Below are 12,173 nucleotides of genomic sequence, written 5' to 3'. Positions count from 1 at the left end.
TCGTTCTAGATAACGAGCATGGAAGGTCAAGCCTTTGTCGGGCATACCACAACGTCCTAGGATGGCCAGATGGAGTATCGGGGCAAGAACTCCGTCATTTAGGTCGAAGACAGGCACAGGCTCTAGGTATTGAATTTGTAAAGGATCTTGTGATCAAGGCAGAGGAGCAGGATGGAATGTTCCTTGTACATACAGAGAACCATGGATTATTTCAAGCTGCAACCTTGCTGCTAGCAACAGGCATTATGGATCGACTGCCCCCTTTTCCTCAGTTATTGCCATGTCTAGGACTCACCATTTATGTCTGTCCTGATTGTGATGGATTTGAAGTGTCCGGTCGACGCACAATCGTCTTAGGATCAGGGAATACGGGTGCGCAAATGGTATTAACGTTAACGTATTGGACAAGCGATATGATCTATATTAATCATGAGCAGCAGAATATTGACTCTAAGCGTCTTAAACAGTTAGCTGCTCATCGCATCGAAAGGGTGGATGCTCCAATATCAGAAATTTTATGCGAATCGGAAGGCATATTTAGTGGTGTTAAGCTGGCAGATGGACGTGAAATTCGGGGAGATCGGGGATTTATTGCCTTTGGCGGCAATGAGGTTCGCACAACTCTTGCAGAACAGCTTGGTATAAAGCTTGCGGACAACAAGCATATTGAGGTCGATCCTCGTACAAAAATGACCAGTTTGAACCGTGTATGGGCAGCAGGAGATGTTAATGTTCACTCTGAGCAGCTCACCATTGCGATGGGAGACGGTGCACAAGCCGCGATTTGGATTCATAAGACGCTGCTTCAGCTTGCTAGAACGCCATAATAATAATAAAAGTCGTCCAGGAGCGGGCCTGAGCGACTTTTTACTCATGCAATTACGACAAAGACCATAACATAGATTAAAAGAGATACAAGCTAGGATTTCTTGTTATTCTTCATCTTATCGATCTCCTGCGTAACGATGAAGGCAAGATCGTCGTTGCCGAACAAGGACAATACACCTAGCACCGTTTCATGTTCAATAGGTCCTGCCTCTTCCTTCGGAACGGTAAGCTCAATAGCTTGGCCGAGCGAAGGGTTATCTAATTGATCAGGGTAAGCCTTCAGATACAGCTCGGCAGGATCAAGATTATGATTCATGCACCACTGGGCAAATACAAGAATCATCATATTTTCTTCTTGACGATAATGGTTAATGATTTGTTCTTCAATATCTTTCGCTTTCATGTTGAGTCTCCTCGCTGAAAAGTTATGAAATTATTATAACGAAGCGCGTAGAAACGGACAATCATTGTCTCATATTTTCATAAAAGTTGAAACGATATTGTAATTTGTCATCCGGTTCTCAAGACGTTATGATAGAAAAAGCAAATAATCTAAAAGAATATGAGGAATGTGAATGGATTGGAAGCGTTTGTTAACGAGTAAGAGCTTAAAGCGGTTTTGTATTCTCGCTTTATGTGCCTTGCTGCTTTACAGTGTTCGAAGCATGATGAATGTCATCTTACTTACGTTTATTTTTACGTTTTTAATGGGAAGATTGCATGATGTTGTATCGAAGCAGCTGAACCGAGTGCTTCATATCTCACCAAAGATTGTGCTGCCGGTGCTGTACATTTTTCTCGTTGCGGTTCTTACATTAGGCTCTTACAAGCTGTTCCCGCTCATCCGAGATCAAGTCATGCAGCTCTATCATTTTATCGTTGCCGTATATACGGAGCCAGAGCTATATCAGATTCCGGCTTTTGTAGTGGAGTTCATGAATTCCATCGATGTGCAGGGATACATTAAGCCAAGCGTCGATTTTGTATTTAAAGTGAGTCATTTTGGCATCAATTTGCTGGTTTCTTTAATACTCAGCTTGTTCTTCCTGCTTGAAAAAACGAAAGTAACGCAGTTTTCGGCTCAATTCAAGCATAGCAAGATCTCATGGCTGGTTGAGGAGATTACGTATTTCGGTCAAAAATTCGTTCACACCTTTGGAAAAGTATTGGAAACACAGCTGTTAATTGCGACGATTAACTGCATCTTAACCACGTTAGGGTTGTGGATCTTAGGGTTCCCGCAGTTGATCGGACTAGCATTGATCATCTTCGTCCTCGGACTCATCCCAGTAGCGGGCGTAATCATTTCCTTAATTCCGCTATGTACAATTGCATTTAGTATCGGTGGCGTCGAGTACATTATTTACGTGGTTGTCATGATCTGTATCATTCATGCAATCGAGGCTTATGTGCTGAACCCGAAGCTGATGTCGTCGAAGACGCATCTCCCAGTGTTCTATACCTTCTTAGTGCTCTTGTTCTCGGAGCATCTGTTCGGGGTATGGGGACTCATCATCGGTATCCCGATCTTTGTCTTCCTATTGGATGTGCTCGGTGTGCCACAGGATCATGATAAGAAGGCTGAGCTTGCGGGTGATAAGGGTTAACGAATCTGTGCAGGGTATATTATTTACTTAAATTCTTTATTTAATAGAAGTAAGAGCAGGCTCCTGGTTGGTCTAGGATGTCCTGCTCTTTTTTTGCTCAAAACAGATAAATGTCTTTGCCCTGTGTCCAGAGCATCACGTGCTTGTACTACCTAATCATCTTATAGACGAATCCGAAAAGTAGTCTGCATAAGAGGATAGAGCCATTTAACACCTCTAGGGGTAAATGTGTCAGCAAGCAAATGGGAAAAGTAGCCGACAATCGCAACGGCCATCACACCCTCAATCTGCAAAGCATTCTCTAATCCCGATGCAATAAAGCCCCATAACAGCATCGCCCATATGGTATGCGTCAATCCGCGATGCTTAAGCCACGGTGCAATCGCGACATAGATGCCTAAGCCTATTAACCAATCCATCCCAAGCTTCCAGCCGTAGAACATGGCTATGCAGCCCATAATGCTTGACAGCAGGTTGCGAAGCGCCCCTTGAGTTGCGATCTGTCCAAGGAAAAATAATAAAAACGCGGCGGTCGTAAGCTCTGGAATCATCGTCCTCTTCCAGAGGTAAAGGGCCAGAACCGCACCAACCGACAGCGTGCCCAGCCATAGGATCAGCTTCCGTACGACCTTCGATGCTTTGCTAAGCTTGCTGTTCAAAATACTGGGTCCGTCTAAATCTGGACTTAGTGCTGAGAAGCCGGCAACCGTCACATAAATGGCCGCATGGGTCCAACTGAACGGATAATAAAGAGCGGCTGCACCGCCAATGGCTGCCCCAATCGCTAAGTGAGTCTTGCCTCTCAAGATGATAATCCTCCTTCATGGTTGACAATAGGGTTTGATTAAGGAGGGGTTCCTCATCCTTCCTTTAGACATTCTACCGATCCATGCATCGGAATGCAAGCATATGTTCCCATTTTAGAATAAAGTGAATCACATATACTTGATTGGAGCTGTGATGTGCAACACGATAGAGTGCAAGTGAATATTTGGAGAAGCTGTATATTGACGCAATTTGAATTATTGGTTCCTACAAAGGCGGAACATCGTTTATAATAAGGTGTAATGATTGGAAACGCATTGCTTGATAAAGTGAGGTTTGACAATGAGAAAATCGTGGTTTAACCGGCTTTTGCTTTCCTACATGCCTGTATTTATTATTGTGATTACATTTGTTTTCTTTGTGTTCTTCCAAGTTTTTAGTGAACAAAGCCGAAAAGAAGCCTTGAAGTCGAATGAAATGTTATCCTTACAGGCGATGCAGCTTATTGACACCTCTCTTAAGGCTATCGATAACACGGTTTTGCGAGAGATCGCATCAAGTGAGGATTTAAGAACCTTTTTTAAGAGTAATAAGGAAGGCGATCCCTTCATCAATATCCGTGCAGTGAGCAGAATGAAGGATATGATTAATTATAATCCGCTAATTGATTCGATCTATCTGGTACGTTATACAGACAGCTTTGTGTTAAGCAATGCGACGCAAGGAGACATGAAGGACTTTTCAGATCATTCGTTCATTGAGCAGATTCAAGACACGAAGACCTCGAAGTGGACGGATACGAGAATGTATCAGCCCTTCGGACATATGCCTGCTAAGCAGGTCGTTAGTCTTGTTCGCGGCGCTCATTTTTTGAATGAGGAGCAGGGCATTATCGTTGTGAATGTGGGCACTGATTCTCTGAAGCGAATGACGCAGGACCTATTTAAGTCGCAGGTGGGCTTTATTCAAGTAAAGGATCAAGAAGGACGGCTGTTATTCAGTAATGGAGCTGACTCTAGCGGTACAAAGGCACAGTCGATCTATGTGTCAAGCTATTCCGGCTGGAATTACGAGAGCGGTTTCATTCATGGTGGACTTATGCGTATGATCTCTTCATTGTCCAGTATTTGGTTTGTTACAGGCTTAATCATGATTGGGCTCGGTATGATCTGGATGGTATATGTCACACGCAGAAACTCGAAGCCCATCGAACAAATCGTCGATCGGTTCAGCAGCTATTCGCTTCCTATCTTAAATGGCAGCGAGAAAAGGATGGACGAGTTCGCCTTTATCAGCTCAGCTCTAGATAACATTATGGAGCAGTCGCTTCAATACCAGAAGCAATATAAGGAAGATATGCACCTTCGTACACGCAATCTGTTTCATCAATTGATCGACGGGAACACAGTACTGTCCTGGATAGATTGGAAGAGGGAAGCAGAGAAGCTGCAGCTTCCTACTCCAAAGAAGACTCACCGCATCATCATTGTTGAGATTGATAAATACGGGGAATTCTGCTCTCATTTTGCCCGTCAGGATCAGAATCTTCTTAAGTTCGCAGTAAGAACGGTTGTACAGGAGATCTTGATGAAGGATGAGCTCCAGTCCTGGTCGGAGTGGATATCTTCGTCCCAACTGGCTGTTATTGTTTTTGAGCCAGAGAAGGGGATTCAGGATATAGAGATATTCGAGCGGCAGCTCGACCAGATTCGAGCTTGGACGGCAGAGAACCTGAAGTTCACCGTAACGATAAGCATTGGGGATCGTGCAGACGAGATACAGCTTATTCCAAGCGCCTTCCAATCGGCGAAGTATGCACTGAAATATAAATATGTATTAGGTGAAAATCGTTTGATATGGAGTGATGATCTGGCAACGGAGGGACAAGCGGAGGCTTATGCGCATCTTGGTGACATCCGTGCCATCATTCAGCTCCTTCGAAAGTCAGATGAGAGCTGGAAGGACGCTTATCATTCTCTGTTCCATAACTTAAAGCAGGGCCTGCTGACAAACGATGACATCGAGCACTTGCTGGATTATTTTATTTACAATCTCAATCGAGAATGCTCTTCGATGAACAAGGAGCTACAAGCTTGCTGGTCCGATGATATTCTTCCCGCTATGAATGATATTATGGATAGCGGCTATACGCTGGAATTTATTCATGATGAGATGTATGCGATTCTGATGCGCTTAAGCAATGCGATCGTTGCGACGCAAGAAACGAATCAGCATGCTACGATGATTCGAGAGATGAGCAGCTTTATCGAGCGCGAGTTCGCCAATCCGAATATGTCTCTCGATTACTTAAGCGAGCAGTATCATATTAATCCGAAGTACGTCAGCAAGCTGTTCAAGGAGAACACTGGCCAGAAATTCGTTGACTTTCTTATCGATATTCGCATGAACGAAGCAAAGCGATTATTGTTGAATACGAATCACAACATTCAGGAAATTGCGGAGCAGGTTGGATATCTCAATGCCATTTCGTTTAGCCGTGTCTTTAAAAAGGTGATGGGTTCATCTCCAAGCGACTATCGTTCAAATGCAGCGAAAAGAGCATGATGACTATGCTGGTGATAGCAGCAAGCGAATTCGGTTTACTGGTGAAAAAAGTTGGCAGCAGCGGCTAAAGCCCTGCTGCTTTGCTATTTTTAGGGCTAGGTGAAAACCGTTTGGTCCATAATTCTTGTTTATTGTCCTCCTCATTGTAAGCGCATACAATCGAAATATACCACTTCGATGGCAGCAATATACATTCGGGAAGGAGCAGGATTCATGTCTACTATGCAAGCAGCAGTGAAGACCGGCCATAAGCCAACCGCTTGGAAGAAGATACAACGACATTGGCAGCTGTACCTTGTTATCTTTTTACCATTTTTGTATCTCCTCATTTTTAAATACATTCCGATGGCGGGGATAGTCATTGCATTTAAAGATTACAATGTCGTGCAAGGAATATGGGGGAGCCCGTGGGCAGGCTTTAAATACTTTAATCAGTTCTTCGAGTCGCCGAACTTCTGGCTATACATTAAAAATACGCTCGGGATCAGCTTATACGGTCTGGTGATAGGCTTCCCGGCTCCGATCTTGCTCGCATTAGCGCTCAATGAAATTCGAACCGGATTCTTTAAGAAAAGCGTGCAAATGATCACCTATGCCCCTTACTTTATCTCAACAGTCGTTATGGTCTCGATCATCGTCGTGAACTTGACGCCTAACATCGGTATGGTTAGCCGCTTCTTCGCTATGCTTGGGGTGCAGGATACGAACTTTATGGGGAATCCTGCATTGTTCAAAACGATATATGTGCTGTCAGATGTCTGGCAGATGACCGGTTATGGCGCCATCATCTATATTGCGGCTTTGGCAGGAGTCAATCCCGAGCTGTATGAGTCCGCCAAGGTTGACGGAGCCTCCCGCTTCCAGAAGATACTTCGAATCGATCTGCCGAGCATCGTGCCGGTTGCCGTAATCATGCTGATTCTTAATCTAGGAAACATTATGAAGCTTGGCTTTGAGAAGATCTACTTGATGCAGAATCCACTTAATCTGAATTCTTCAGAGGTCATATCAACTTATGTTTATAAGGTCGGCTTATTAGGATCAAACTTCAGCTTCTCAACCGCGATCGGAATGTTCAACTCTGTCGTCAACCTGGTGCTCTTGATCCTCGTGAACTATATCGCTCGCAAATTGACTGAGAACAGCTTGTGGTAATCCCACAAAGAAAGGAGACATCATGGCCAGATCAACAGCTATAAAGGAAACCTTCAACGACCGTATTTTTATTGCGGGTGTGTACACTTTTCTAACCATCATACTGCTTATCGTACTTATTCCGCTGATCTATATTGTAAGCGCGTCATTCAGCTCGCCTCAGGCTGTTGTTACAGGGAAGGTTACCTTATGGCCTGTAAACTTCTCGCTCGCAGGCTATAAGGCGGTGTTCAATAATCCGCAGATCGGCACCGGGTTTATAAACTCCTTGTTCTATACGGCGGTCGGAACGCTTATTAACGTCACATTGACGATCATGATGGCGTATCCACTAGCACGCAAGACGTTTTACGGACGCAACCTGTTTATGGTGATTTTGGTCATTACAATGATGTTCGAGGGCGGACTGATCCCAAGTTATCTTGTTGTAAAAGGATTGGGCCTTATCGATACTCGCTTTGCCATGATTCTTCCAGGCGCATTAGCAGTTTTTCAGGTCATCATTGCGAGAACATTCTTTCAAACTTCGATACCGGATGAACTTGCAGAGGCGGCGGAGCTTGACGGCTGCAGTGACTTAAGATTCATCTTCAGCATTGTACTGCCTTTGTCGAAGCCAATCATTGCGGTTATGACCTTGATGTACGCGGTAGGACACTGGAATGCTTACTTTGATGCTCTCATTTATTTGCGCAATCCTGATATTTTCCCACTGCAAATTATTTTGCGAAACATTCTGATTCTGAACTCCGTCGATGCATCGATGATGGCGAATGTGGACCAGATGATGGCTCAACAAGGCCTTAAGGATTTGCTGAAATACTCGCTGATTGTGGTCTCCAGCGCACCTGTACTGATTATATATCCATTCGTGCAGAAGCACTTTGTTAAAGGGGTCATGATTGGTTCCTTGAAGGGATAAAGGCAGACAGATTCTGTATAGGGGGTGATGTCCAGCGCGATTCCATTAGCTTCGATAGACGTATCTTGGAGGGTCATGTAATGGATAATGAGTTGAACGGAGGAGAATACGGCATGAAAAGAAGCTGGAAACAATCTTGGGTTGGCATGATAAGTTTGTTGTTAGCGATCACACTCGTACTTAGCGCATGCTCTGGAGGAAGCAGCACCAATGGAGAAGGGGCAAGCAATACTGAAGCGAATGAGGATTTATTCAACCCTGTAGGTCAATATCCAATCGTGAAAGAGCAGATGAAGATTAAGATGTTCGCTCCGCAGTTTGCAAGCATCGAAAACATGGAGACGAATGCGTTCACGAAATGGGCTGAAGAGAAGACAAACATTAAGATTGAATGGGATCTAGTGCCAGATAACGCGCTGAATGACCGTAAACAGCTTATGCTGGCAAGCGGCGACTACCCAGAAGTGATTCTGCATGGCAATCTTACGAAGGAAGAGCAGATGAAGTACGGCAAGCAGGGCGTATTTATTCCGCTCAACGATTTGATTGACCAATATGCGCCGAACATAAAAAAGGCGATGGAAGATATTCCATACATGAAGTCATCAATCACGTCTCCAGACGGCAATATCTATGCTATTCCACAGGTGAACGAGTGCTATCACTGTGACAATGCACTGAAAGTATGGATTAACAAAGCATGGCTGGATAAGCTCGGCATGCAGCTTCCAACCACGACTGAGGAATTCTATCAGGTGCTGAAAGCCTTCAGAGAGAAGGATCCGAACGGCAACGGCAAGCAGGATGAAATTCCGCTTACGGGTTCAGATGAGATGTGGACAGGAAATGTGTCTGCATTCCTGATGAACGCCTTTATCGTGGATGATTATACGGAGAAGACGACGGGAACCTTTTTGCGGGTAGTGAACGAGAAGGTCGAGTTTGTCGCCAATACGGATGAATGGAAGCAAGGTCTAGAATATTTGAATAAGCTTTATAAAGAGGGACTTATTGACCCAGCGGCATTTACGCAAAATGCGGATGCGATTCAACAGCTAGCGAACCGTGAAGGCGACAACATTATGGGGACATTAACCACCGCATTGCTCAGCTATGCGTATCCAATGAATGATACGACGCCAAGACATAAGGACTATGTCGTTGTGCCGCCGCTTAAAGGGCCGAATGGTGTTCAGCAAACGCTTAACTTTGCGGGTATTAACAACTCACAGTTTGCAATTACGAATAAAGCGACGAAAGACCAGCAAATTGCAGCTATCCGATTTGCAGATTTGATGTTCACGGAAGAAGCGATTGTGCTTCAGGAGCATGGTCCTGAGGGCAAGGGCTGGAGAAAGGCAAACGAAGGCGAATTGGATCTGAATGGCGAGCAGGCGAAATATGCGGAAATCGTCGATCCCAATCCATCTCCGACTCACAATGATGGATGGGAGCAAATTGGTCCGTCTCTGCGCACCTATGCTTACCGTGGATCTTGGGCAGCACTTCAGCAGGATCCGCTCGCAGAAGGCGGCTACGGCAAGCGTCTAAACGATGTGTCGAAGGAGTATGAGCCCTATCACTCCAAGGAGCAATACCCGAATGGACTTTTCATTGCACTGGAGGATGCTGACCTATCAGCGCAAATTAAGACAACTTTAGTGGAGTACGTGAAGTCCAATATGGCACAGTTCATTACGGGATCGAAAGATATTAATAAAGAATGGGATAACTATGTAAAAGGCCTAGAGGGCATGCAGCTTAATCAATATCTGGAGATTTATCAAAAAGCCTACGACAGCGCAAATAAATAATAGGAGCATTTGCTATTGCTTATGCATAAAGGCCGGGAGAGCTTCTCTCGGCCTTTTGTCATGGCATTGCCGTTTATATGATGGATGTTGGAAAAGGCGACATTCCTTATGCTTTGTAAGGTAAGATTACCCATTAATCATATAGAAAAGGAAGTACAATCTCCTCATTGTGCTATCGATAAATAAGAGGTAAGATATAGTCGAAACGTTTAACTTGTACATACAGGGAGTGGAACAATTATGAAAGCGATGTCATCACTGCAAGATCTTCGCTGCATGTCCTTTAACATTAAGAATGCGTATGATATGGAAGGTGTGAATGGCTGGGAGCGCCGCAAGGATATGGTTGCTGGCATGATTCGTATTCATCGTGCAGATATCATTGGCATTCAAGAAGCTTTTCACACTCAGATTCAAGATATGGAGGCACGGTTGCCTGAATATAAATGGGTCGGGGTAGGCCGCGATGACGGCAAGCAAGAAGGTGAGTATGCTTGTATCTTTTATTTGGCTGACCGACTGGAACTCTTAGAGACAGGATCATTCTGGTTGTCTGAGCAGCCTGATGTGCCAGGCTCAAGAGGTTGGGATGCTGCCTGCAATCGTGTTGCAACCTGGGCGAAATTCCGCGATAAGCTAAGCGAACAAACCTTTTTCCATCTTAACACTCATTTTGACCATATCGGTATGGTGGCCATTGAAGAGAGTGCCAAGTTGATTCTTAGACGTGTTCATGAGGCTGCAGCAGCTGATTTGCCAATCGTTATTACGGGTGATTTCAACTGCACCTCGGATTCTTCGCCTTACCGCGTGCTGACTGGACAGCAGAGTTATGATGATGTACCAGACCTGAAGCTGCGTGATGCCGAGGGAGCCGCACAGTATCATCATATCGGTCCAACATTTACGTTCCATGGCTTTGACATGCAGACATTGGCTGCACAGATGTTCCCGCAAATCGTAGAGCAATCTTCTCCTGAAGGGCTGGAATTCGATTCTCCAATCGACTTCATCTTCATAAGCGATAACGTTCAGGTAAAGAGCTATGCGATCTTGGCTGATCATGTTCTAGGGTTATGCCCATCTGACCACTTCCCGATTATTGCGGATATTTCCTTTCAAGCTTAGCTACTCCTGAAAAATAAAGTGCGCAGGTCTTCAACAGTCCTGCGCACATCAATAAACTTCTTATAAACTTTTAGCTGAGATGGAGAACATCACGGATTTCCCACTCGGATCCACTTGAATGTTCACGTTGTCACTGCCGATCAGCACTTGTCTTGACTCGACTTTCTCTCCATTTTGTATACGACCTGTCACATCTATGAACAAATCATTGAAGCTGCTGGCATTGTAACCAAACAAGAAGTTCGCAAATGTCTTTACCGCCTCTTGGTTGCGTGCAAGTGTTCCTTCACGCATGCGTACCGTAATGCTGTATGTATTAAAGGAGGTATCTAACGACATGGTGACTTCCTCTTGATAATGGTTGGAGCCGGCAGGCTGCTTTTGCACATTGTTTTTCTCTTCTTGATCCTTATATAAGCGCAGCGTCGATTCATAGAAGTCATAATTAACGCCCCGTGTCTGCCCAGCTTGCTTCAAAGCCGCATAAGCATCATACATTCGCTGGTCAGGGAATACAATAACTTTGTATCCGCCATTCGAGGTAGGAACGCTGCGGGAGAGCTTACCTTTGGATGAATCAGGCTTCAAGCGCTTGGACTTGTCCGTCAAGCGATTCAGAATAACGAGGGATTCTGCTCTAGTAACCGTGTCCCCAACACCGAAGTATCCGCTAGGATAACCCTGCATAATGCCCTTCACCAATGCCTCAGCAATAAACTTTTGCTCTCGTTCTGTCGCACTTTTGAGATCGCCATAGGCTTCAGCTTCTTTCATGCTGAACTTCTCATCTTCTAGAAACTCAGTCTCATTCAGTGTGTAGTAGAGCACCTCAGCGACATGCTCACGATTCATATTTGCCTGAAAGTCACTGTATCGATTCTTGTTAAGCAAGTGCAGATCGCTTGCGATATTAATATAATTAGCCGCCCAATATCCGGATGGATTTGGCTTGAAATTGAAGTACCGATAGTCCTGCTGGATAATGGACTGGTTTTCTGCGCTTAGCGATTGCAAAAAGGAAGACTTCCAGCTTCTTTCCCCATTTTGATGCAGATCAGAGTAGGACAAAATGAGCATTTTTATAAACTGATCAATCTTTACGGGTTCTTCCGGTCGGAAAGTCCCGTCTGGATATCCATCCAGTATGCCTTGATTGACCATATCGACGATCACTTTTTCTGCCCAGTGCCCCTTAATATCCTTAAAAATAGACGCAGCTTCTTGTTTGGCTTGTATAGGACTTGCGGCCGCTGCCATAAGGATGCTGAATACCAATATTAATGCGCTTACTTTTCTCATTGGATCCCCCTGTTTGTCGAATAATGATGAACCCTACATTACATTAGATGATTTTAAGCAAAAAGAGAACGGCCTATCATCCTATTGTTG

9 protein-coding genes and 1 pseudogene (1 of these 10 cut by a window edge) are annotated in these 12,173 nt (G+C 44.6%); 7 read left to right on the top strand and 3 right to left on the bottom strand.

Annotated elements, in window-relative coordinates; translation table 11 throughout:
- Positions 1-827, top strand: a pseudogene (locus I2H74_RS18290) (NAD(P)/FAD-dependent oxidoreductase) (it extends 93 nt beyond the left edge of the window).
- A gap of 92 nt (positions 828-919) precedes the next feature.
- Here I2H74_RS18290 and I2H74_RS18285 read toward each other — a convergent pair.
- Positions 920-1,231 (bottom strand): hypothetical protein, encoded by a 312-nt coding sequence (locus tag I2H74_RS18285; protein WP_195575671.1) that lies wholly within the window; start codon positions 1,229-1,231, stop codon positions 920-922.
- Between the two features lie 172 nt (positions 1,232-1,403).
- Between I2H74_RS18285 and I2H74_RS18280 the strand changes: the two genes are divergently transcribed.
- Positions 1,404-2,435, top strand: coding sequence for an AI-2E family transporter (locus I2H74_RS18280; protein ID WP_195575670.1), 1,032 nt, complete (start codon positions 1,404-1,406; stop codon positions 2,433-2,435).
- 161 nt (positions 2,436-2,596) lie between these two features.
- Here the strand turns inward: I2H74_RS18280 and I2H74_RS18275 are convergent, their stop codons facing one another.
- Positions 2,597-3,241 carry a metal-dependent hydrolase gene (locus I2H74_RS18275; RefSeq protein ID WP_195575669.1) on the bottom strand — a complete coding sequence of 215 codons (645 nt, stop codon included), beginning with the start codon at positions 3,239-3,241 and terminating at the stop codon, positions 2,597-2,599.
- A 301-nt stretch (positions 3,242-3,542) separates the two neighbouring features.
- On the opposite strand from I2H74_RS18275, the gene I2H74_RS18270 reads away from it, so the two are divergent.
- From I2H74_RS18270 to I2H74_RS18250, 5 genes are all read left to right on the top strand, one after another.
- Positions 3,543-5,765, top strand: a complete 2,223-nt coding sequence (locus I2H74_RS18270; RefSeq protein WP_195575668.1) for an AraC family transcriptional regulator — start codon at positions 3,543-3,545, stop codon at positions 5,763-5,765.
- A gap of 213 nt (positions 5,766-5,978) precedes the next feature.
- Complete coding sequence (locus I2H74_RS18265; protein WP_195575667.1) at positions 5,979-6,920, top strand: ABC transporter permease; 942 nt, start codon at positions 5,979-5,981, stop codon at positions 6,918-6,920.
- 22 nt (positions 6,921-6,942) lie between these two features.
- Positions 6,943-7,842 (top strand): carbohydrate ABC transporter permease, encoded by a 900-nt coding sequence (locus tag I2H74_RS18260; protein WP_195575666.1) that lies wholly within the window; start codon positions 6,943-6,945, stop codon positions 7,840-7,842.
- Positions 7,843-7,922: 80 nt separating this feature from the next.
- Positions 7,923-9,656: an ABC transporter substrate-binding protein gene (locus I2H74_RS18255; protein WP_420707462.1), complete on the top strand. Its 1,734-nt coding sequence runs from the start codon at positions 7,923-7,925 to the stop codon at positions 9,654-9,656.
- 240 nt (positions 9,657-9,896) lie between these two features.
- Positions 9,897-10,784 carry an endonuclease/exonuclease/phosphatase family protein gene (locus tag I2H74_RS18250; RefSeq protein WP_195575665.1) on the top strand — a complete coding sequence of 296 codons (888 nt, stop codon included), beginning with the start codon at positions 9,897-9,899 and terminating at the stop codon, positions 10,782-10,784.
- Between the two features lie 60 nt (positions 10,785-10,844).
- On the opposite strand, the gene I2H74_RS18245 is transcribed toward I2H74_RS18250, so the two are convergent.
- Positions 10,845-12,083, bottom strand: coding sequence for an S-layer homology domain-containing protein (locus tag I2H74_RS18245; RefSeq protein WP_195575664.1), 1,239 nt, complete (start codon positions 12,081-12,083; stop codon positions 10,845-10,847).
- Positions 12,084-12,173 lie beyond the last annotated feature (90 nt).

The organism is Paenibacillus sp. 1001270B_150601_E10 (genome assembly GCF_015558675.1).
Lineage (GTDB): Bacteria > Bacillota > Bacilli > Paenibacillales > Paenibacillaceae > Paenibacillus_B.
This window is presented reverse-complemented; position numbering and strand designations above follow the sequence as displayed.

Coding starts and splice junctions, on each gene's coding strand:
- I2H74_RS18285 (WP_195575671.1), bottom strand. CDS start 1,231: ATGAAAGCGAAAGATATTGAAGAACAAATCATTAACCATTATCGTCAA.
- I2H74_RS18280 (WP_195575670.1), top strand. CDS start 1,404: ATGGATTGGAAGCGTTTGTTAACGAGTAAGAGCTTAAAGCGGTTTTGT.
- I2H74_RS18270 (WP_195575668.1), top strand. CDS start 3,543: ATGAGAAAATCGTGGTTTAACCGGCTTTTGCTTTCCTACATGCCTGTA.
- I2H74_RS18265 (WP_195575667.1), top strand. CDS start 5,979: ATGTCTACTATGCAAGCAGCAGTGAAGACCGGCCATAAGCCAACCGCT.
- I2H74_RS18260 (WP_195575666.1), top strand. CDS start 6,943: ATGGCCAGATCAACAGCTATAAAGGAAACCTTCAACGACCGTATTTTT.
- I2H74_RS18255 (WP_420707462.1), top strand. CDS start 7,923: ATGGATAATGAGTTGAACGGAGGAGAATACGGCATGAAAAGAAGCTGG.
- I2H74_RS18250 (WP_195575665.1), top strand. CDS start 9,897: ATGAAAGCGATGTCATCACTGCAAGATCTTCGCTGCATGTCCTTTAAC.
- I2H74_RS18245 (WP_195575664.1), bottom strand. CDS start 12,083: ATGAGAAAAGTAAGCGCATTAATATTGGTATTCAGCATCCTTATGGCA.